The sequence below is a fragment of the uncultured Sphingopyxis sp. genome (genome assembly GCF_900078365.1).
GTDB lineage: Bacteria > Pseudomonadota > Alphaproteobacteria > Sphingomonadales > Sphingomonadaceae > Sphingopyxis.
In genome coordinates this window covers 2,323,931-2,344,827 of record NZ_LT598653.1, presented here as the reverse complement: position 1 = coordinate 2,344,827, position 20,897 = coordinate 2,323,931, and the positions used below count along the sequence as shown (strand labels likewise).

Annotated in this window: 15 protein-coding genes and 1 pseudogene; 3 read left to right on the top strand and 13 right to left on the bottom strand. The window is 65.7% G+C overall.

Going from position 1 to position 20,897, the window contains the following annotated elements; genetic code table 11:
* Positions 1 to 115: 115 nt before the first annotated feature.
* The 6 genes from QZL87_RS10760 to QZL87_RS10735 form a co-directional block, all read right to left on the bottom strand.
* Entirely contained in the window at positions 116 to 1,630 is a 1,515-nt protein-coding gene (locus QZL87_RS10760) for a SulP family inorganic anion transporter (RefSeq protein WP_295319169.1), read from the bottom strand.
* 2 nt (positions 1,631 to 1,632) lie between these two features.
* Entirely contained in the window at positions 1,633 to 2,325 is a 693-nt protein-coding gene (locus QZL87_RS10755) for a carbonic anhydrase (RefSeq protein WP_295319167.1), read from the bottom strand.
* Positions 2,326 to 2,407: 82 nt separating this feature from the next.
* Positions 2,408 to 3,727, bottom strand: coding sequence for an ATP-binding protein (locus QZL87_RS10750; RefSeq protein WP_295319165.1), 1,320 nt, complete (start codon positions 3,725 to 3,727; stop codon positions 2,408 to 2,410).
* A complete protein-coding gene (locus tag QZL87_RS10745) occupies positions 3,724 to 4,434 on the bottom strand; it encodes a response regulator transcription factor (RefSeq protein WP_295319162.1) in 711 nt (236 codons plus the stop codon). The genes QZL87_RS10750 and QZL87_RS10745 overlap by 4 nt, the downstream gene beginning before the upstream one ends.
* Before the next feature lie 290 nt (positions 4,435 to 4,724).
* Positions 4,725 to 5,798, bottom strand: a complete 1,074-nt coding sequence (locus tag QZL87_RS10740) for a hypothetical protein (protein ID WP_295319160.1) — start codon at positions 5,796 to 5,798, stop codon at positions 4,725 to 4,727.
* Positions 5,799 to 6,032: 234 nt separating this feature from the next.
* Complete coding sequence (locus QZL87_RS10735; protein WP_295319158.1) at positions 6,033 to 6,935, bottom strand: SDR family oxidoreductase; 903 nt, start codon at positions 6,933 to 6,935, stop codon at positions 6,033 to 6,035.
* 204 nt (positions 6,936 to 7,139) lie between these two features.
* Between QZL87_RS10735 and QZL87_RS10730 the strand changes: the two genes are divergently transcribed.
* Positions 7,140 to 8,510 carry a porin gene (locus tag QZL87_RS10730; protein ID WP_295319155.1) on the top strand — a complete coding sequence of 457 codons (1,371 nt, stop codon included), beginning with the start codon at positions 7,140 to 7,142 and terminating at the stop codon, positions 8,508 to 8,510.
* 176 nt (positions 8,511 to 8,686) lie between these two features.
* On the opposite strand, the gene phoB is transcribed toward QZL87_RS10730, so the two are convergent.
* The 6 genes from phoB to QZL87_RS10700 form a co-directional block, all read right to left on the bottom strand.
* Complete coding sequence (gene phoB, locus QZL87_RS10725; RefSeq protein ID WP_295319152.1) at positions 8,687 to 9,385, bottom strand: phosphate regulon transcriptional regulator PhoB; 699 nt, start codon at positions 9,383 to 9,385, stop codon at positions 8,687 to 8,689.
* Positions 9,385 to 10,104 carry a phosphate signaling complex protein PhoU gene (phoU, locus tag QZL87_RS10720; RefSeq protein ID WP_295319149.1) on the bottom strand — a complete coding sequence of 240 codons (720 nt, stop codon included), beginning with the start codon at positions 10,102 to 10,104 and terminating at the stop codon, positions 9,385 to 9,387. The genes phoB and phoU overlap by 1 nt, the downstream gene beginning before the upstream one ends.
* 25 nt (positions 10,105 to 10,129) lie before the next feature.
* A complete protein-coding gene (pstB, locus tag QZL87_RS10715; protein ID WP_295319147.1) occupies positions 10,130 to 10,912 on the bottom strand; it encodes a phosphate ABC transporter ATP-binding protein PstB in 783 nt (260 codons plus the stop codon).
* A 2-nt stretch (positions 10,913 to 10,914) separates the two neighbouring features.
* Entirely contained in the window at positions 10,915 to 12,171 is a 1,257-nt protein-coding gene (gene pstA / locus QZL87_RS10710; protein ID WP_295319129.1) for a phosphate ABC transporter permease PstA, read from the bottom strand.
* Entirely contained in the window at positions 12,164 to 13,540 is a 1,377-nt protein-coding gene (pstC, locus tag QZL87_RS10705) for a phosphate ABC transporter permease subunit PstC (RefSeq protein WP_295319124.1), read from the bottom strand. Before pstC ends, pstA begins: the two co-directional genes overlap by 8 nt.
* Before the next feature lie 178 nt (positions 13,541 to 13,718).
* Positions 13,719 to 14,768: a substrate-binding domain-containing protein gene (locus tag QZL87_RS10700; RefSeq protein WP_295319123.1), complete on the bottom strand. Its 1,050-nt coding sequence runs from the start codon at positions 14,766 to 14,768 to the stop codon at positions 13,719 to 13,721.
* 413 nt (positions 14,769 to 15,181) lie between these two features.
* Here QZL87_RS10700 and QZL87_RS10695 point away from each other — a divergent pair, with 413 nt between their 5' ends.
* Entirely contained in the window at positions 15,182 to 15,490 is a 309-nt protein-coding gene (locus tag QZL87_RS10695; protein ID WP_295319121.1) for a putative quinol monooxygenase, read from the top strand.
* A gap of 127 nt (positions 15,491 to 15,617) precedes the next feature.
* Here QZL87_RS10695 and uvrA read toward each other — a convergent pair.
* Positions 15,618 to 18,577, bottom strand: a pseudogene (gene uvrA / locus QZL87_RS10690) (excinuclease ABC subunit UvrA).
* A gap of 228 nt (positions 18,578 to 18,805) precedes the next feature.
* On the opposite strand from uvrA, the gene QZL87_RS10685 reads away from it, so the two are divergent.
* The gene (locus QZL87_RS10685; RefSeq protein WP_295319119.1) at positions 18,806 to 20,887 is read left to right on the top strand and encodes a M13 family metallopeptidase; all 2,082 of its coding nucleotides are present in this window, start codon (positions 18,806 to 18,808) and stop codon (positions 20,885 to 20,887) included.
* Positions 20,888 to 20,897 lie beyond the last annotated feature (10 nt).

The following is a 20,897-nucleotide window of genomic DNA, read 5'->3' as shown; positions in this document are numbered from 1 at the left end:
CGGTTAAATTGGGAATGCCGCTGTCGCAGCGTGCGCCGTCGAACGGCGAGTGCGGATCAGGCGTCTCTCTGTCCGCCTGACCCGCACCCGTTCCTCCGCCCGTGGGGGAGATCGATCAGGCTGCCGCGAGGCGCCGCAGCCTTTTGTCGTCACCCAGCAGCACGGTCGGGCTGCCGTGCGCCTTGCGGCGCTCGACCCAGTCGCGCAGCAATTCGGCGCAGCTATGGTCGAGCCCCGAAAGCTGGCCGCAGTCGATCGTCACCGCCTTGTCGCGCGGGATCGCGCCCAGCGTGTCTTCGAGCTTGGGGAGCTGGACGAAGGTCGCCGCACCCGACAGGCGGAGGCGCGTCCCTTCCGCATCGTCCGAATGATCCACCTCGAGCCGCAGGCGGCGCACATGGGGAATGAGTTCGACGAGCGAGAAGAGGATGCCGACGATCACGCCGGTCAGGAGGTCGACCGCGACCACGAGCACAAGCGTCGTCGCCCAGATGAGCACGGGCAGCACGCCGTGATGCTTGAGCAATTCGCGCGCATGGTCGAGCTTGACCAGCCGCCAGCCGGTGACGACGAGCACCGCGCCGAGTGTCGCCATCGGCATCGCGCGCATCACCGACGGCAGCAGCGCGACGAAGGCGAGGATCCAGACGCCGTGCAGGATCGTCGAACGCCGCGACACGGCGCCGGCCTGGACGTTCGCCGAGCTGCGGACGATCACGCCGGTCATCGGCAAGGCGCCGGCGCCGCCGCACAGCATGTTGCCGACGCCCTGCGCGCGCAGCTCCTTGTTGAAATCGCTGCGCGGACCGTCGTGCATCTTGTCGACCGCCGCCGCCGACAGCAAAGTCTCGGCGCTGGCGATGAAGGCGACCGCGATGGCGGCGGCGATGATTTCGGGCGTCAGCCAGCTCGCGAAGGCCGTCGGCGGCGTGATCGCGGCGAGGATCGAGTCGGGCACCTCGACGCGTGCGACATTCATACCCAGCACGAGCGAAACCACCGTACCCGCGACGACGCCCAGCAGCGCGCCGGGGACGAGACGCATCGAGGCCGGGCGCCATTTTTCCCACGCGACCATGACGCCGATCGTGATGCCGGCGATCAGCAGCGCGAGTTCGGCGCCGGCGGGGCTGCTCGTGTTGAGGCCGAGCAGGCGCCCGGGCATCGCGGCGATATTTTCCAGCCCGCTCGCGAGCGGCTTGGCGTCGAACAGGACGTGGAACTGGCCGATGACGATCAGCACGCCGATGCCCGCGAGCATGCCGTGCACGACCGCCGGCGAAATTGCGCGGAACCAGCCGCCGAGTTTCATCGCACCGGCGATCAGCTGGACCGCGCCCGCGATGAGCAGGATCGGGCCGAGCGCCCCGGCGCCCTGCGTGCGGACGAGTTCGAAGACGATCACCGCGAGGCCCGCGGCGGGGCCGCTGACCTGGAGCGGCGAACCGGCGATCGCGCCGACGACGATTCCGCCGATGATGCCTGTCATCAGGCCTTTTTCGGGCGGGAGTCCCGATGCGATGGCGATGCCCATGCACAGCGGCATCGCGACGAGAAACACGACGATCGACGCCGCGAAATCGCGCGAGAAGCCGCTGGCGGAGCTGGCGGGGAGAGCCTGGCTTGCCATGATCAGGCGGCCTTCGCCGGGTCCGCGTTCATCGCGAGACGCTGGCCGGCGGCGAGCGCGACGGGCAGGGGGGCGTCGGCACGAATGGGGATGAAACGCCCGGTCGCGCCGTCGAGGCCCATCACGACGCCCTGATGAATGTCGACGAACCAGCCGTGCAGCGAAATCTCGCCGCGCGCGATACCCGCGGCGACCGACGGATGGGTGCGCAGGTGCGCGAGCTGGACGACGATATTCTCGAGGCTCGCGGCGCGGACGAGACCGGCGTCGTCGAGATCCGAATAGCCCGAACGCACGACATGTTCGGCGGCGTGGCTGTGGCGCAGCCAGGCGGCGACGTTGGGCATGCCTTCCATCATGTGCGGGTTCATCAGCGCCTTCATCGCGCCGCAGTCCGAATGGCCGCACACGATGATGTCGCGCACGCCGAGCGCGGCGACGGCATATTCGACCGTCGACGACACGCCGCCGTTCTGCGTCGCAAAGGGCGGGACGATGTTGCCGGCGTTGCGGCAGACGAACATGTCGCCGGGTTCGGCCTGCATGATATGTTCGGGCACAATGCGGCTGTCCGCGCAGGAGATCATCAGCGCCTTCGGGCTCTGCCCGTCGGCGACGAGTTTTGCGAACAGGTCGTTGCGGCTCGGGAAGACGCGCTTTTCGAAATCGAACACGCGCCCGATCAGATCGTTCATGAAACCACTCCTTGCTGGTTGGTTTCACGCACATGGCGATCGAATTTTGCTGCGGTGCAGCGTTAATGTAACGAAATGTTTCTCACATGGCGGGCAGACGCAGACGTGCGGCGAGGCCGCCGAGATGGCTCTGTCCGAGTTCGAGCGAGCCGCCGTGCATCCGCGCAATCCGTTCGACAATCGACAGGCCGAGCCCGAAGCCGCCGGTGTCGCGCGCGCGGGCGCTGTCGAGCCGCGCGAACGGCTGGACGGCCTGTTCGCGCAGATGTTCGGGAATGCCCGGGCCGTCGTCCGCGACCTCGATTTCGATCTTCCGGTCGCCGCTGCGCAGCCGCACCTCGATCTCGTCCCCGAAGCGCAGCGCATTGCCGAGCAGGTTGAGCAATGCGCGCTTGATCGCGATGCCATGTACCGACAGCGCGAGATGATCGGGCCCGATATAGCGGACGCGATGCCCCCGGTCGCTCGCTTCGTCCGCCGCCGTTGCGGCCATGACCGCGATGTCGGTCAATGCGGCGGGTTCGGCCGGATTGTCGATGTCGCCCGACAGATAGGCGAGCAGCGAATCGATCATCCGCTCCATCTCGCCGATATCCTGCTCCATCGCCGCGCTGGCCGACGGATCGCTGATGCTTTCGGCGCGCAGCCGCAGCCGCGCCAGCGGCGTGCGAAAATCATGCCCGACGGCGGCGAGCGCCTGGGTGCGATCGGCGATCATTGCCGTGATGCGGTGCTGCATGTCGTTGAAAGCGTCGATGACCTTGCGCACTTCTGCCGGACCGCGCAGCGGAACATCGACGAAATCGCGCTTGCCGAGCGTCTCGGCGGCGCGCGTCAGGTCGCGCATCGGGCGGAGCGTATGGCGGATGAGCAGGCTGGCGAGCAGCACGAGCGCGGCTGCCGGAACCAGCGTCTGAAGGGTGCGGAACAGCGTCAGGTCGAGCTTGCGGACATGATCGCGCGCGCTGAAGCTGACCCAGCTCCCGTCGTTCAGGCGGATCGAACCCGAAATCGTGCTGTGGAGTCCGGGCGACTGGAGATAGAGGCGCAGGTCGCGCTCCTGTATCTCGGGCTCCCAGTCGAGAATCTGCCGTGTGATCTGGTTGAGCTTGGGCGACACCGGTGGCGGATTGACCAGCCGTTCCTGCCAGACGAGATGATAGCGGGTGGTCGTGAGTTCGGACGCCACCGTGTCGCGCTGCGACCGCGGTGCCTCCTCGATCAGCTTGCCCGACAGGACGAGATGTTCGGCGAGCCGCCGCGCCTTGTCGCCGTTGATCGAAAACTGGCTCGCGCGTTCATAGAGGAAGATGCTCGCGGCGCTTTCGAGCAGCACCGCGGCGAACAGGATCGCGACGATCTGTCCGAACAGGCCGAAGCCGCGCTTTTCGAACAGGCTCAAAGCCGCTCCGCCGGGACATTGAGCATATAGCCGATGCCGCGAACGGTGACGATCGGCGCCGGCTTGCCGGGACTCGACAATTTGCGCCGCAGGCGGCTGATCAGCACGTCGATGCTGCGATCCGAACTGTCGCCGAGGCGGGTGCGCGACAATTCGATCAGCCGCTCGCGCGCGATGACGCGCTGGGCATTGTCGCACAGGCTGACGAGCAGGTCGAATTCGGCGCCGGTCAGCTCGACCGCGGCGCCATCGGGCGAGGTGAGCTGGCGCCGGGGCAGGTCGGCGGTCCAGCCGTCGAAGCGGATCAGGCCGCGCTCGCGGTCCGCCGCCGGGCGCTCGACCGCGTGGCGCCGCAGCACGGCGCGCACGCGCGCGACCAGTTCGCGGACGCCGAAGGGCTTCGCGAGATAATCGTCGGCGCCGAGCTCGAGGCCGATGATCCGGTCGGTTTCGGTTCCCTTCGCGGACAGGAAGATGATCGGAACGTCGCTCGTCCGCCGGACTTCGCGGCAGATGTCGATCCCCGACGTGCCGGGCAGCATGATGTCGAGCAGCAGCAGGTCGGCGGGCGCCGCCCGCAGCGCGTCCCACATCTGCGGCGCGGTGCCGGCGGTGCGGACGATATAGCCATGTTCCTGGAGCGCACGCGCGGTCAGGGTTCGGATCGGAGGATCATCCTCCACCATCAAGATATTCGGCGGTGTCATCGCTTCACCTGGGAGAGAGGCTTCATGTTCCTTGACCCGGACCCGCCCGTCCGTGCCGCGTTGCGAAAGTGCAGCGACGCCTTGCCGTTCGGGCGAGGCGAAAGTGCGGTCCACAGGATTCACGGCCCTGCGGATCCGCGCTTCTCATACCGCGCCTCGCCGTTCAGGCAAGGGGACGAATCATTTCCCGGTGACCGCCAACCGAACGGCGGCGGCGAAAATGGGACCCCGGCCATTCGGCCGGAGCCCCCGAAAACCGACTTGGACCGGTATGTTTTTCTGGAGATTTCCTATCCGTGCGCCGCGGCGCCGGCGGTGCGGACGGTAGCCGGCAGCTGGTTCGCCAGATCGTCGGGCAGCACGCCGACGACCACGGCGCGCGCATTCTGCCAGAAGGCCGAAAGCAGCAGCAGCGCCGATCCGATGACGAAAGCGGTCAGCGCGACGTTGAGCTCGACCGCGCCGAAGGTGCGGAACAGCTGCGTCATCGCGAAGAGCACATAGGCGAGCGCCGAGACGAGCAGCGCACGGCGGTCGATCGCGAGCGCGATGAGGCCGAAGACGATATAGACGCCGATCACCAGCACCGCGGCGCCGCTGCCGATGTCGCTGCCGTCGGTAACGCCGAGCAGGTGGAACACCGGATGCGCGATCATCGGCGCGGCGAGCAGGTGGAGCCAGAAAGCGACATCGCTGCGCCGCGTCTGGCGCACCCGGTCGCTGCGGTCCCACCACATGGCGAGCGCGAAGACGCCGATCCCGGCGATGAGCACCAGCACCATCGGCAGCGTGCCGTCGGGGCTGGGCATTCCGGTAATCGCGAGCACGAGCGCGACCGCGGTCGCCGCGAGCGCGGCGGTGCCGGCGGCGACGGTGATCGGCACCATGAAGCGTTTCCAGTGCGCCCAGGTCGCGGCGGCGGTGATCAAAGCCATCGCGCCGACCAGGATCGCGCCGACGGTTTCGCTGGGGCTGCTGCCGAAAATATCCTCGCCATGGCGGACGAGAAAGCCGACCATCGTCGCGAAGACGCCGCCCGAAAAGGCGAGGACGAGGACGATGCTAGGCAGCGCCATCCGGCGCAGCCTCGTGAAATATTCGGCGAGGAACCACGCCGACGCGGCGACGAAGGCGCCGCCGAGCGCGGTGTGGATCGACGCACCGATCCAGCCGACCGCGACGAGCAGGATGACCGCCGCGATGCTGACGAAAATGTCGTTGAAGCCGGTGATGAGGCGGAATGATTCCTCGTCGGCACCGGGAGCGGCGCGCATCGACGCGATATGCGACCGGAAAGCCGTTGCGGCCTCCGGCGTCAATACCTTTGCATCGACCGCGGCTTGCAGGTCGCTTTCACTATACATCGGGGTCGTCCTTCTGTCCGAGCCCCTTGCCCCGCGGCCCTTATCGCATTGGCGTGTTGCTGTGTCAATACAGTGAGGCGCTTGCTAAATCCTCCCCGTGGCCGAAGGCCATGGGGAGGGGGACCGCGCCCGAAGGGCGTGGTGGAGGGGCCGCGACGGTAGCGTCATCGCCCCTCCGTCAGCGCTTCGCGCTGCCACCTCCCCATCGCTCCGCGACAGGGAGGATATTTAGCTTCAGCCCAGCGCCATCAATGCCTTCATGACATTCATCGACTGCTCGCTGCCCGATTGCGGGACGGTCTCGCCGTTGCGGTCGATGATCTTCTCCCACGCCGCGGCGACGCCTTCGGGGGTGCGCTCGCCTTCGGGCAGCGCGACCCCCGGCGTCATCGTGACATAGGCGGCATGGAACGCGCCCGCGCCCGCGCCGACGATCATGTTGGTCGGCGCGTCCTCGCTCACCAGATAGAGCGCGGCCGGGACGACATTCTCAGGGGTGAATTTCTCGAACAGTTCGGCCGGGAAGATGTCTTCGGTCATCCGCGTGCCCGCGACAGGCGCGATCGTGTTGCAGCGGATATTATATTTCGCGCCTTCGAGGTGGAGCGTCTTGGTCAGCCCCGCAAGCCCAAGCTTCGCCGCGCCATAGTTGGCCTGGCCGAAATTGCCGTAGAGCCCGGTCGACGAGGCGGTCATCAGGATGCGGCCATAGGCCTGTTCGCGCATGATGTCCCACGCGGCCTTGGTGACGTTCGCACTGCCGAGCAGGTGGACCTTCACGACCAGGTCGAAATCGGCGGGATCCATCTTCGCGAAGCTCTTGTCGCGCAGGATGCCGGCGTTGTTGATCAGGACGTGGACGCCGCCCCATTCTTCCTTGGCCTTGGCGACCATCTCGACCATCTGTTCATATTCGGTGACGCTGCCGCCGTTCGACATGGCGGTGCCGCCCGCGGCGCGGATTTCCTCGACGACCTGCAGCGCCGCGTCCGAATGGCCGGTGCCGTCGCGCGATCCGCCGAGGTCGTTGACCACCACTTTCGCGCCGCGGCGTGCGAGTTCGAGCGCATAGGCACGGCCGAGGCCGCCGCCGGCGCCGGTGACAATGGCAACGCGGCCGTCAAATTTGATCGTCATGATGGTCTCCCGGAAAAGTCTGAACAGTTGTCAATGAAAACGCGACCGTCCTTAGCCGTTCATCGCGGGCAGGCAAGGGGGATGACGGCGCCGGAAAAAAGGGCGATTGTCTCCAAAGCGTCATTCTGATGACGCATTTCTGAAACAATCGAGCAATATTGCGCCATCGAACCGCCGCCACCCTTTCGCAATGGAGCTTCGATCTTGCGCCACGTCCTCACTGCCGCCTTTCTGGCGACGACGATGCTCAGTTTGCCGACATCGGCCAGAGCGCAGGCGATGAGCGCCGAGGAAGCGGCCGCCTTGCGCGCCGAACTCGCCGCGCTGAAAGCGCAGGTCCAGACGCTGGAAGCGCGGCTCGATGCGGCGACCGCGCCGCCGACGCCCGCTCCGCTTTCGGCGCCCCCGCCGTCATCGGTGATCGCCGAGCCGGCGACCCCCAAGCCGGAGACCGAGTTCAACTGGAAGGGGGCGCCGGAGATGAAGACCGCGGACGGCTGGTCCTTCAAGCCGCGCGGGCGCATTCAGCTCGACCTGTCCAGCATCGACACGCCCGCGGGCGTGACCGGCATCCGCGGCGGCACCGCAACCGAGTTCCGCCGCGTCTATCTGGGGGTCGACGGAAAGATTCCGGGCGGTTTCTCGTATCGGCTGGAAGCGGACATCGCGAACGGCGAGATCGAACTCACCGATGTCTACCTGACCTATGGCACCGGGCCGCTGTCGGTCACGGTGGGGCACGTCAAGCCGTTCGCGTCGCTGGACGATCTGACGAGCGACCTGTTCACCAGCTTCACCGAGCGCGCGGCGTTCACGCAGGCGTTCGGTTTCGAACGCCGCGTCGGACTGTCGGCGCAATACAAGGGCAAGGCGCTGTTGCTGCAGGGCGGTGTGTTCGGCGACAATGCCCACGATCTCAACGACGCGAACCACAGCCTGAGCGTCGACGGGCGCGTCGTGCTCATGCCAAGGCTCGGCGGCACCCAGCTTCACCTCGCCGCGTCGGGCCATTACCGCGATCCCAACGATCCCGCCGCGACGAACCGCTACCGCGCGCGGCCTTTCGACCACGCCACCGACGTCCGGCTCGTCGATACGGGGCTGATCGATATAAAGAGCGAAAGGGGGTTCGGTCTCGAAGCCGCCGTCCTGACCGGCCCCTTCCATGCGGCCGCCGAAGGTTTCTGGCAGACGGTCAAGCGCACCGGCGCCCCCGATCCGACCTTCTTCGGGGGCTATGCCGAGTTCGGGATGACGCTGACCCGCGGCGACGCGCGCGGATACGATGACGGTGAGTTCGACCGGCTGAAGCCGTCAAGACCGATCACCGCGGGCGGCATCGGCGCGATCGAACTCAATGCACGCTATGATTATCTCGACCTCAACGATGGCGGTATCGTCGGCGGGCGGCAGCAGGCGGCGTTGATCGGCCTCGTTTGGGCGCCGATCGACTATATCCGGATCACCGCCAATTACGGCAAGCTATGGCTCGACGACGCGCGTATCGCGACGGCCAGCGGCGACCGCGATTACACGGCGGATACCTTCGGACTGCGGACGCAGATCGATTTCTGACGCGAATGACGGCTTTGGGGGTGGGTTGCTGTCATTCCCCACATTCGTCATTCCCGCGAAAGCGGGAACCCAGAGCGTGCGTCGGCTGACCCCACACTGGGTTCCCGCTTTCGCGGGAATGACGAAGTTATGAGATACTCAACGTCCGCTTCCGGCCGAAACCGGACTCCGGAACCTCAGACGCTCTTCCCCGCATCGAGCGCATAGCCCGCCGAACGCACCGTGCGGATGATGTCGCTCGTCCCCGGCAGGTTGATCGCCTTGCGCAGCCGCCGGATATGGACGTCGACGGTCCTGAGTTCGATGTCGCTGTCCTGGCCCCAGACGCTGTCGAGCAACTGCCCGCGCGAGAAGACGCGGCCCGGATGCTCCATGAAATGCCTGAGCAGGCGGAATTCGGTCGGCCCCATTGCGACGATTTGCCCCGCACGCACTACCTTGTGCGCGACCGAATCGAGCTCGATGTCGGCATAGGTCAGCATCTCGCCGGCGAGCGCGGGGCGCAGGCGGCGGAGCACCGCCTGGACGCGAGCGACCAACTCGCGCGGGCTGAACGGCTTGGTGACATAATCGTCGGCGCCGGTCTCGAGCCCGCGAATGCGGTCCTCTTCCTCGCCGCGCGCGGTGAGCATGATGATCGGAACATTGGCCGACTTCGGGTTCCGGCGCAGGCGCCGGCAGACCTCGATCCCCGGCAGGCTCTCGATCATCCAGTCCAAGAGGACGATGTCGGGTACGCGTTCCTCGACGAGGACGAGCGCCTGTTCGCCGTCGGGGGTCTGGCGGACCGAGAAACCTTCGCGCGCGAAATGCCAGACGATGAGCTCGGCGATCGCCTCGTCATCCTCGATCAGCAGCAGGTCGGGCTGCGGCATCAGCCTTGCTCCTGCTCCGCGGCGCCATCTTCGGGCTGCTCGCCGCGCTCGCGTTCTTCCATCCGCTCGCCGGTGACGACATAATAGACCATCTCGGCGATATTCGTCGCATGGTCACCCATGCGTTCGAGATTCTTGGCGACGAACAGTAAATGCGCGCTTTCCGAAATATATTTCGGATTTTCCATCATGAAGGTGACGAGCGTGCGGAAGATGCTGTTGTAGAAATCGTCGACATTCTTGTCGCGCACCGTCACCCGCACCGCGAGTTCGGCGTCGCGCGCCGCGAAGCTGTCGAGCGCGTCGTGGATCAGCTCGACGACGATCGACGACATCGAGGTGAGGAGCGGGATCGCCTCGATCGACCGCGTCTGGTCCATCAGCGCGACGCGCTTGGCGATATTCTTCGCATAGTCGCCGATCCGCTCGACGACCGACACGATCTTCAACGCCGCGATCATTTCGCGCAAATCGTCGGCCATCGGGGCGCGGAGCGCGATCGTCTGGACCGCGAGCTGCTCGACTTCAGCCTCGAGCGCGTCGATCTTCTTGTCGTCGCGCACGACCTGCGCGGCGAGGTCGAGGTCACCTTTGCTGAGCGCGGTCATCGCCTGGAGCAGCGCCTGTTCGGCGCGGCCGCCCATTTCGCTGATCAGCCCGCGCAGGCGATTGAGGTCCTCGTCGAAGGCTTTGACCGTATGATCATTCGTTAGTGCCATCGTTTTCGTCCTGTTGCGCTACGGATCAACCGTAACGGCCGGTGATATAATCCTTGGTGCGTTCCTGCCGCGGGTTGGTGAAGATGTCGGTGGTCTTGCCGTATTCGACCAAGGTCCCGAGGTGGAAAAAGGCGGTGCGCTGCGACACGCGGGCCGCCTGCTGCATATTGTGCGTGACGATCACGATCGCATATTTGCCGCGCAGTTCGTGGATCAGTTCCTCGATCTTCGCGGTCGCGATCGGGTCGAGCGCCGAGCACGGCTCGTCCAGCAGCAGCACTTCGGGTTTGATGGCCACGCCGCGCGCGATGCACAGGCGCTGCTGCTGCCCGCCCGACAACGCGGTGCCGCTCTCGCCGAGCCGGTCCTTGACCTCGTCCCACAGCCCGGCGCGGGTCAGCGCGCGTTCGACGATGACGTCGAGATCGGCCTTCGACGGCGCGAGGCCGTGGATGCGCGGGCCGTAACCGACATTGTCGTAGATCGACTTGGGAAAGGGGTTGGGCTTCTGAAACACCATGCCGACGCGTGCGCGCAGTTGCACCACGTCCATCGAGGGCGCGTAAATGTCTTCGCCGTCGAGCTTGATCTGCCCAGTGACGCGCGCGCTTGCGACCGTGTCGTTCATGCGATTGAGCGAACGCAGGAACGTCGACTTGCCGCAGCCCGACGGGCCGATGAAGGCGGTGACGAGGTCGGTGCCGACGTCGATCGACACATCGTTGATCGCCTGTTTCTCGCCGTAAAAGACGTTGACGCCCTGCGCGCGCATCTTGGGGTCGGCGATAGTGAGATCGTCTTGGGTCATATTCACCAGCGTTTTTCGAATTTGTTGCGAAGATAGATCGCAAAGGCGTTCATCGACAGCAGCACGATGAGCAGCACGATGATCGCGGCGGAGGTTTTCTCGACAAAGCCCCGGTCGACCTCGTCCGACCAGAGGAAGATCTGCATCGGCAGCACGGTCGACGGCGAGCAAATGCCGCCCGGGACGTCGCCGATAAAGGCGCGCATGCCGACGAGGAGCAGCGGCGCCGTCTCGCCCAGCGCGCGCGCCATGCCGATGATCGTGCCGGTGAGGATGCCGGGGAGGGCAAGCGGCAGGACGTGATGGAACACGACCTGCACCGGGCTCGCGCCGACGCCGAGCGCGGCGTCGCGGATCGACGGCGGCACCGACTTGATCGCGTTGCGGCTGGCGATCACGATCACCGGCATCGTCATCAGCGCCAGCGTCAAGCCGCCGACGAGCGGGCTCGCCTGGCACAGGCCGAACCAGTTGATGAACACCGCGAGCGCGAGCAGGCCGAAGATGATCGACGGCACCGCGGCGAGGTTGTTGATCGACACTTCGATCAGGTCGGTCCAGCGGTTCTTCGGCGCATATTCTTCCAGATAAAGCGCCGCGAGCACGCCGGTCGGAAAGGCGATGAGGAAGGCGATGAAGATCGTCAGCACCGACCCCTTGAGCGCACCCCAGATGCCCGCGACCGCGGGATCGGTCGCGTCGGCGTTCTTGAAGAAGGGCCAGTGGATGCCGGTCGACAGCTTGCCGTTCTTCTCCAGCGCATCGACGCGCGCTCCGAGCTCGCCGCGCGCGCCTTCCTTCGCCATGATGTCGACTTCGGACGCGGCGGGCAGTTCGAACACGGTCGTGCCATCGAGCAGGTCGGGATCGGCCTTGATCGCGCTGCGCACTTCCTTCCACGCATTTTCGCTGATCAGTTCGGCCCCGCCGTCGCCCAGCGCCTCGTCGGCGGCAAAGGCGACGATGTCGGCAAGCCCCGCGTTCGCGATCACCTGATCGGCGTCCGCGTCGCCCAGCCGCGCTTTGTCGATCGTCAGCGGCATGCCCACGAAATCGACCGGCACCGCGACATGCGTATAGGTAAAGCCGCGCGCGCCGTTGCCGACCATCACGAACAGCAGGAAGGCGAGGAAGGCGCCCGACAGCAGCACGGCGCCGAGCCCCATCAGCTTGAAGCGGCGTTCGGCGGCATAGCGGCCCGCGATGCGCTTCTGCATCGCCGCGCCCTTCCAGTCGGTGGGGGAAGTTTCCCTATTCATATGCTTCCCGATATTTCTTGACGATGCGCAGCGCGACGATGTTGAGCAGCAGCGTGACGAGGAAGAGGACGAGGCCGAGCGCGAAGGCCGCGAGCGTCTTGGCGCTGTCGAACTCCTGATCGCCGGTGAGCAATTTCACGATCTGCGCCGTCACCGTGGTGACGCTGGCAAAGGGGTTGGCGGTCATGTTCGCCGACAGGCCCGCCGCCATCACCACGATCATCGTCTCGCCGATCGCGCGGCTGATCGCGAGCAGGATGCCACCCATCACGCCGGGCAGCGCGGCGGGGATCAGCACCTGACGGATCGTCTCGTTCGGCGTCGCGCCCAATGCCAGCGATCCGTCGCGCATCGCCTGCGGCACCGCGTTGATGCTGTCGTCGGCCATCGAGGAGACGAAGGGGATGATCATCACCCCCATCACGATACCCGCGGCGAGCGCGCTTTCGGTGCTCGCGTTCGGGATGCCGAGCATCACCGCGAATTCTCGCAGCGCCGGCGCCACGGTCAGCGCGGCAAAATAGCCGTAAACCACCGTGGGCACGCCCGCGAGTATCTCGAGCAGCGGCTTCACCCATTTGCGCACCGCCGGCGCGGCATATTGAGTGAGGTAGACTGCGGTCATCATGCCAATGGGAATGGCGACGATCATCGCGATGATCGCGCCGATCAGCACCGTGCCCCAGAAGAGCGGAATGCCGCCGAAGGTGTCGGGCTGCGGCGCGCCGCTCGTCGGCGCCCAGGTCGTACCGAACAGCAGCTCGGCGGGCGAGACGAGGCGGAAGAAGCGGATCGATTCAAAGAGCAGCGAGAGCACGATGCCGAAGGTCGTCAAGATCGCGACGAGCGATGCGAGCAGCAACAGCAGCATCACGATCTTTTCGACCCGCGTGCGCGCCCGGAAATCGGGGCGGATGCGCGTGAAGGCGTAAAGCCCGCCCGCCAGCGCGAGCGCGAGCATTGCCGCGATGCCGATCCACGCATATTTATGGCTCGCATCGGCATAGGGCTTCACCAGCGGCGCCGCGGCGGGCAGCCGCACGTCGGCCTGCCGCCCCTGCGCGACATTGCGCGCATCGGACAGGATCGCGCCGCGCTCGAACCCGAACTCGGGCAGGCTCTGCGCGGCCTCGCTCGTCAGCACCTGGTTCGTGATCAGCGCCGGCGACACCGACGACCAGACCGCGAGGAACAGCGCGGCGGGCGCGAACAGCCACAGCGCGACATACCAGCCATGATATTGCGGCCGCGAATGGAGTTTCGCCGCCGCGCGGCCGGCGAGCAGGCTCGACCGCGCGCGGCCGGCCAGCCAGCCGATCAGCGCGAGGCCCGCGATCAAAAGCAAAAGGGCGGCGGCGTTGAAGGTCACTCGATCTTCATCCGGTCAAACCTTCGTCATTGCGAGCGAAGCGAAGCAATCTCCAGCTATCGCAATAGCCGGGCGAGAGCTGGAGATTGCTTCGTCGCTACGCTCCTCGCAATGACGATCATGAAAAAATCGGCGGCCGGACCGGGCGAACCCGCCCGGCCACCAAGCGGGAGGTAAGCTATTTCAGCTCCGCACCATCCAGCGCGGTCATATTCTTGCCGTTCGCCGCCGCGGCGTCGGCGACCGTCTTCGGCGACACGATCAGACCCTTGGCGTTGAGGTATCCGCCTTCGCCCGCGCCCTTCAGGAACTCGGCGACATATTCGGCGAGGCCGGGGACGACGCCGACGTGCGCCTTCTTCACGTAGATATAGAGCGGGCGCGAACCGGGGTAGCTGCCGTCGGCGATCGCCGCATAGGTCGGCGCGACGCCCTGGACCGGCACCGCCTTGATCTTGTCCTTGTTGGCATCGAGATAGCTGAAGCCAAAGATGCCGAGGCTCGTCGGGTTCTTGTCGAGCTTCGAGATGATCAGGTTATCATTCTCGCCCTGCTCGACATAATAGGGCGAACCGCGCAGCGTCGTGCACACCGCCTCATGCTTCTCGGCATCGCTTGCCTTCAGCGCCTTCATCTCCGCATTGGCGTCGCAGCCGGTACCGAGGATCAGTTCCTTGAACGCATCGTAAGTGCCGCTCGTCGACGGCGGGCCGAATACCGAGATCGCGACCGCGGGGAGGGCGGGGTTCACGTCCTTCCACGTCTTCGCGGTGTTGGGCTTGCCATAGGGGTTCGCCGCGAGCGCCTTATAGACGTCCTCTTCGGTCAGCTTGAAGCCCGGGCCGCGCGCCGCTTCGCCGAGCGCGATGCCGTCGATGCCGATCTGGACTTCGACGATCTCCTTCACGCCGTTCGCGACGCAGCTGTCGAATTCTTTCTTCTTGATGCGGCGCGATGCGTTCGCAATGTCGGGCGTGTCGCCGCCGACCCCGGTGCAGAAACGCTCGAAACCGCCGCCGGTGCCCGTGCTGTCGATCTTCGGCGTCTTGTTGCCCGTCGCTTCGGCGAACTTCTCGCCGACCGCGGTGGCAAAGGGATAGACGGTCGAGGACCCGACCGCGCTGATATAATCGCGCGCGCCGCCGCCCGAAGACGCCTGATCCTGGCACGCGGAAAGCGCCAGCGCGCACGTCGCCGCACCAGCGATAAGACCGAATTTTTGGAACATCGGGAAATCCTGTCGGGGGTCGTTACCGAACCAAGCCACCACCCCCGCGGCGACTCGCTGAGCCGCCAATGGGGGTTTTGTGTGACGCGTTTGTGACAGGGAGTGTCATGGAAGTGTCATGGACCGTGGACGAAATGGTCCGCGAAATAGGAGGCGGATCGGCGCTCGTTCAAACGTCTATTCCTATCGAGGCCTCTCGGCCTCTGGATGTCGGGAGTGAGGCGTTGAAGGAATTATCGAATTTCGAGGCGGAAGTGCTCGCAACTTTTGTCGGTCGAGGATATCCCGACCACGGGCTCCTTGCGCTCGGGATGATGATGGGCCGCAGGCTGTTGCCCACGGTTCCGGTTTGCGGCGGCGGCCTTCTCGCCTTCCTCGCCGGACGAAACGGCTTCGGAGCGGAAGATAGCGACATGATCCTAATCACCGGCCACGTCATCCTCACCCCCGAGCATCGCGGGCGCATGATCGCGCTCGGCGTCGAGCATAGCGCGCGGTCGCGGGGCGAGGCGGGGTGTCTGGCGCATCATTGCCATGTCGATGTCGAGAACCCCGACCGGCTGATGTTCGTCGAGGAGTGGGAGAGCGTGGACGCGGTCCGCGCCCATTTCGCGCTGCCCGCCTCGCGCGCCTTCGTCGCCGACATGCGCGCGCTGTCGCCCGCGCCGCCGGTGATGCGCATTTATGCCGCCGAGGATGTCACTGCGAAGCTGATGGGGTGATGGCTCCCCTCCCGCCTGCGGGAGGGGTTGGGGGTGGGCATGCACCGTTTCAGATACCCACCCCGCTGCGACTAGCGAACGAGTTCGCAAGTCTCGCTGCCCCTCCCGCAAGCGAGAGGGGGTTTGCTTACTTCCCCAGCAGCGGCGCCAGATACTGCCCGGTGAAGCTGCGCTTTTCCTTCACTACCTGCTCGGGCGTGCCAGCCGCGACGATCTCACCGCCCTTGACCCCGCCTTCGGGGCCGAGGTCGAGGATCCAGTCGGCGGTCTTGATGACGTCGAGATTATGCTCGATCACCACGACGCTGTTGCCCTGATCGACCAGCGCCTGCAGCACCTCGAGCAGCTTGCGGACATCCTCGAAATGCAGCCCCGTCGTCGGCTCGTCGAGGATATAGAGCGTCTGCCCGGTCGAGCGGCGCGACAGCTCCTTGGCGAGCTTCACCCGCTGCCGAAGGCGTCATCACCACCGGCCGGGCGCGCCTTGGACAGCTCGGTCACCAGCTTGATGCGCTGGGCCTCGCCGCCCGACAGCGTCGTCGCCTGCTGCCCGACCTTGATGTACCCCAAGCCCACGCGGACGAGCATCGCCATCTTGTCGCGGATCGCGGGCACCGCCTTGAAGAAGTCCGCCGCGTCCTCGACCGTCATGTCGAGCACGTCGGCGATGCTCATGCCCTTGAACTTCACCTCCAGCGTTTCGCGGTTGTAGCGTTTGCCGTGGCACGTCTCGCACGTCACATAGACGTCGGGCAGGAAGTGCATCTCGATCTTGATCAGCCCGTCGCCGGTGCAGGTTTCGCAGCGCCCGCCCTTGACGTTGAAGCTGAAACGCCCCGGCTTGTAACCGCGCGCCTGCGCCTCGGGCAGCCCCGCGAACCAGTCGCGGATCACGGTGAAGGCGCCGGTGTAGGTCGCGGGGTTCGAGCGCGGGGTGCGGCCGATCGGCGACTGGTCGATGTCGATCACCTTGTCGCAATGTTCGAGGCCGGTCAGGCTGTCGTGCGGCCCCGCGACCATGCGCGCGCCGTTGAGCGTTCGCGCCGCGCTGGCATAGAGCGTGTCGATGATCAGGCTCGACTTGCCGCTGCCGCTGAGGCCGGTGACGCAGGTGAAGGTGCCGAGCGGGATCTTCGCGGTGACATTCTGCAGATTGTTCGCCCGCGCGCCCTTGAGCACGAGGTCGAAGCCGTTGCCGGGGCGGCGGTGCGCCGGCACCTCGATCTTCTTCGCGCCGGTCAGATACGCCGCGGTCAGGCTCTTCTTGTTCGCGAGCACCTGTTTCAGCGTGCCTTGCGCGACGATCTCGCCGCCATGGACGCCCGCGCCGGGCCCCATGTCGACGACATAATCGGCGTGGCGGATCGCATCCTCGTCATGCTCGACGACGATGACGGTGTTGCCGAGGTCGCGGAGCCGCTTCAGCGTCGCGAGGAGGCGGTCGTTGTCGCGCTGGTGGAGGCCGATGCTCGGCTCGTCGAGGACGTAGAGCACACCCGACAATCCGCTGCCGATCTGCGAGGCGAGGCGGATGCGCTGGCTCTCGCCGCCCGACAGCGTGCCCGAGGTGCGGTTGAGGTTGAGGTAATCGAGCCCGACATTGTTGAGGAAGCCGAGCCGCTCGTTGATCTCCTTGAGGATCGCCTTGGCGATCTGCTTCTGCGTGTCGTTCAGCTTCTCCTCGAGCGTGCCGAACCAGTGGAGCGCGTCGGCGACGCTGCGCCGCGCCGACTGGCTGATGTCCTCGCCCGCGATCTTCACCGCGAGCGGTTCGGGGCGCAGGCGCGCGCCGTGGCACGTCTCGCACGGCTGCGCGGTCTGATATTTGCTCAGTTCCTCGCGCATCCACGCGCTCTCGGTCTGCAGCATGCGGCGATTGAGGTTGCCGATGACACCTTCGAACGCCTTGTGCGTCGTATAGGTGCGCTTGCCGTCCTTGAAGGTCAGCTCGACCGGCTTCCCTCCGCTGCCATAGAGGATGATCAGTTGAACTTCGCCGGGAAGGTCTTGCCACGGCGTCGTCAGATCGAAACCATAGGCTTTGCCGAGGCTTTCGAGCACCTGCATATAATAGGGGGAGGGCGGGTTCGATTTCGCCCACGGCACCACCGCGCCCTTCTTGAGGCTGAGCGCATGGTTGGGGACGACGAGGTCGGGGTCGAACTCCTGCCGCTCGCCGAGCCCGTCGCATGCGGGGCAGGCGCCCTGCGGCGCGTTGAAGCTGAACAGCCGCGGCTCGATCTCGGCGATCGTGAAGCCCGACACCGGGCAGGCGAATTTCTCGGAGAAAATCAGACGGTTGGCGGGAATGCCCGCGCCCTTCATCGCGCCGCCGGTGTCTTCCTCCTCGCGCCCCGGCACGGGACCGTCGGCGAGGTCGATATAGGCGAGACCTTCGGCAAGTTTCAGCGCGGTCTCGAAACTGTCGGCGAGGCGCGTTTCGAGGCCCTCGCGCACCGCGACGCGGTCGACGACCACCTCGATGTCATGCTTGTATTTCTTGTCGAGCGCCGGGGCGTCGCCGATTTCGTAAAACTCGCCATCGATGCGGACGCGCGTGAAACCGTCCTTCTGCCACTGCGCGAGTTCTTTTCGATACTCGCCCTTGCGGCCGCGCACGACGGGGGCGAGCAGATAGGCGCGCGTGCCCTCGGGCAGTTCCATCACGCGGTCGACCATCTGGCTGACCGTCTGCGCGCTGATCGGCTCGCCGGTGGCGGGCGAATAGGGAATGCCGACGCGTGCCCACAGGAGGCGCATATAGTCGTAGATCTCGGTCACCGTCGCGACGGTGGACCGTGGGTTTCTGGACGTCGTCTTCTGCTCGATGCTGATCGCCGGCGATAGCCCGTCGATATGCTCGACATCGGGCTTCTGCATCATTTCGAGGAACTGGCGCGCATAGGCGGACAGGCTCTCGACATAGCGCCTTTGCCCCTCGGCATAGATGGTATCGAAGGCGAGCGATGATTTGCCGCTGCCCGACAGGCCGGTGATGACGATCAGCGCGTCGCGTGGCAGGTCGACGTCGACGCCCTTGAGGTTGTGCTCGCGCGCGCCGCGAACCGAAATATGGGTGAGACTCATGGGAGGGGTTTGTTCCAGATTTGTTCTGATGGCGCAAGAGCGGTTTGCGCCCGTTCGCCGCATAGATAGGAGGCCGGATGCAAGGCCGCAATGCGGTCGTTTCCACCAACCCCACAAAGGCTTCGACCAGCGTCGGGCCGCTCGCTTGACCCTCCGGCGCGGCGGGCGGACAATTATGGTCATGCGCGCCGCTCGATCCGGCGGCGCCGGGGAACGGGAGCTGGGAATATGAAGGATTTCACTTCGAGCGTCGCGGGACTGGCGATTGCGGTGGCGCTGGTCGCGACGCCCGCGATAGCGAACAATATCGATGCGCGGGGCGCACTCAAGGCTGCAGCGGAAACGGGCGAGGGAGGGGCCTCGGCGGAAGGTTCGTTGACGGCGCTGACTTTTGGCAAGTGGGGCGTCGATCTGGACGCGCGCGACACGATGGTGAAGCCGGGCGACGATTTCGACAAATATGCCAACGGCCGCTGGTTCGCGCGGACCGAAATTCCGGCCGATCAGGCCTCGGCGGGGGTCGATTACGACGTCTATAACCTGACCCAGCGCCAGCTTCGCCAGCTTGTCACGAGCGCGCCGGCCACGAGCCAGGTCGGCGGCCTTTACCAGAGCTTCATGAACGAAGCGCGGGTCGAGGCGCTCGGCGTCAAGCCGCTGATGGCCGACATCGCCGCGGTCGCCGCGATCGAGGACAAGAGCGCGATGGCGCGCTTCATGGGCGGCACGCAGGGCGGCTTCGGGTCGTCGATCGTCAGCGGCGGCCCCTATGCCGACACCGCCGATCCGACGGTCAATCTATTGTGGTTGGGGCAGGCGGGGATCGGCCTGCCCGAGCGCGACTATTATCTCAATGACAGCTTCAAGCCGCAGCGCGATGCCTATCGCGCCTATATCGCGCGGACGATGAAGATGACGGGCAATACCGATCCCGAGAAAGCGGCCGACGCGATCATGGCGTTCGAGACCGAAATCGCCAAGGTCAGCTGGGCGATCGCCGATCGCCGCGACATCGGCAAGATCAACAATCCGATGTCGTCGGACGAACTCGCCGCCTATGCGCCGGGGTTCGACTGGACGGCGTGGTTCGAGGGCGCCGGCATTGCACCGCAGAAGCGGATCATCGTCAACGAAAAGACCGCGGTGCGCGACATCGCGGCGCTCTATGCCACGACCCCGCTCGACACGATCAAGCTGTGGCAGCAGTTCCACGTCGCCGACAATGCCGCGCCCTATCTCGACAAGGCGTTCGTCGACAGCCGTTTCGAATATACGAAGGCGCTGAGCGGGGTGGGCGAACTGCGCCCGCGCTGGAAGCGCGGGTTGACGCTCGTCGACGGCAGTCTCGGCGAGCTCGTGGGCGAAACCTATTCGAAGCAATATTTCCCGGCGAGCGCGAAGGCGAAGATGGAGGCGCTTGTCGCGAACCTGAAGCTTGCGATGGGCGATCGAATCCGGGCCAATAGCTGGATGGCGCCCGCCACGAAGGATGCGGCGCTCGCCAAGCTCGCGAAGATGGATGTGATGGTCGGTTACCCCGACAAATGGCGCGACTATTCGGCGCTGAAGATCGACCCCGCCGACCTTTACGGAAATGTGAAGCGCAGCGCCGCCTTCGAATATGCCTATGCGCTGTCGGACCTGAACAAGGCGGTCGATCGCAAGAAGTGGGCGATGAACCCGCAGGAGGTGAACGCGTACAACGGCGGGCTCGAGAACAAGATCGTGTTCCCGGCCGGCATTTTGCAGGCGCCCTATTTCAGCGAGAGCGTCGACGATGCGGTCAATTACGGCGCGATCGGCGCGGTGATCGGCCATGAAATCACCCATGGGTTCGACGATCAGGGCCGCAAGATCGATGCCGAGGGTGCGGTGCGCGACTGGTGGACGGCGGAGGACGCGGCGCGCTTCGATGCCCAGGCGAAGGCGTTCGGAGCGCAATATGCGACCTATGAAGCGGCGCCCGGCGCCTTCATCAATCCCGAGTTGACGATGGGCGAGAATATCGCCGATCTGGCGGGGCTCGAGGTCGCATATGACGCCTATCACCGCTCGCTGGACGGCAAGGATGCGCCGGTGATCGACGGGCTGACCGGCGATCAGCGTTTCTTCCTCGCCTTCGCGCAGGCGTGGCGCGACAAGGCGCGCGAGGATGCGATCAAGCAGCAGGTGGCGAGCGACCCGCACAGCCCCGCGCGCTGGCGCATCATCGGACCCGTGCGCAACGTCGATGCGTGGTACAAGGCGTTCGGCGTCGAAGCGGGGGCGAAATATTATCTGAAGCCCGAGGCGCGCACGAAAATCTGGTAGTCCTGAGACC

What these genes read in the sequence shown, in the direction of transcription:
- QZL87_RS10760 (WP_295319169.1), bottom strand. Translation starts at nt 1,630, where the DNA reads ATGGCAAGCCAGGCTCTCCCCGCCAGCTCCGCCAGCGGCTTCTCGCGC.
- QZL87_RS10755 (WP_295319167.1), bottom strand. Translation starts at nt 2,325, where the DNA reads ATGAACGATCTGATCGGGCGCGTGTTCGATTTCGAAAAGCGCGTCTTC.
- QZL87_RS10745 (WP_295319162.1), bottom strand. Translation starts at nt 4,434, where the DNA reads ATGACACCGCCGAATATCTTGATGGTGGAGGATGATCCTCCGATCCGA.
- QZL87_RS10740 (WP_295319160.1), bottom strand. Translation starts at nt 5,798, where the DNA reads ATGTATAGTGAAAGCGACCTGCAAGCCGCGGTCGATGCAAAGGTATTG.
- QZL87_RS10735 (WP_295319158.1), bottom strand. Translation starts at nt 6,935, where the DNA reads ATGACGATCAAATTTGACGGCCGCGTTGCCATTGTCACCGGCGCCGGC.
- phoB (WP_295319152.1), bottom strand. Translation starts at nt 9,385, where the DNA reads ATGCCGCAGCCCGACCTGCTGCTGATCGAGGATGACGAGGCGATCGCC.
- phoU (WP_295319149.1), bottom strand. Translation starts at nt 10,104, where the DNA reads ATGGCACTAACGAATGATCATACGGTCAAAGCCTTCGACGAGGACCTC.
- pstB (WP_295319147.1), bottom strand. Translation starts at nt 10,912, where the DNA reads ATGACCCAAGACGATCTCACTATCGCCGACCCCAAGATGCGCGCGCAG.
- pstA (WP_295319129.1), bottom strand. Translation starts at nt 12,171, where the DNA reads ATGAATAGGGAAACTTCCCCCACCGACTGGAAGGGCGCGGCGATGCAG.
- QZL87_RS10700 (WP_295319123.1), bottom strand. Translation starts at nt 14,768, where the DNA reads ATGTTCCAAAAATTCGGTCTTATCGCTGGTGCGGCGACGTGCGCGCTG.
- QZL87_RS10695 (WP_295319121.1), top strand. Translation starts at nt 15,182, where the DNA reads ATGATCCTAATCACCGGCCACGTCATCCTCACCCCCGAGCATCGCGGG.
- QZL87_RS10685 (WP_295319119.1), top strand. Translation starts at nt 18,806, where the DNA reads ATGAAGGATTTCACTTCGAGCGTCGCGGGACTGGCGATTGCGGTGGCG.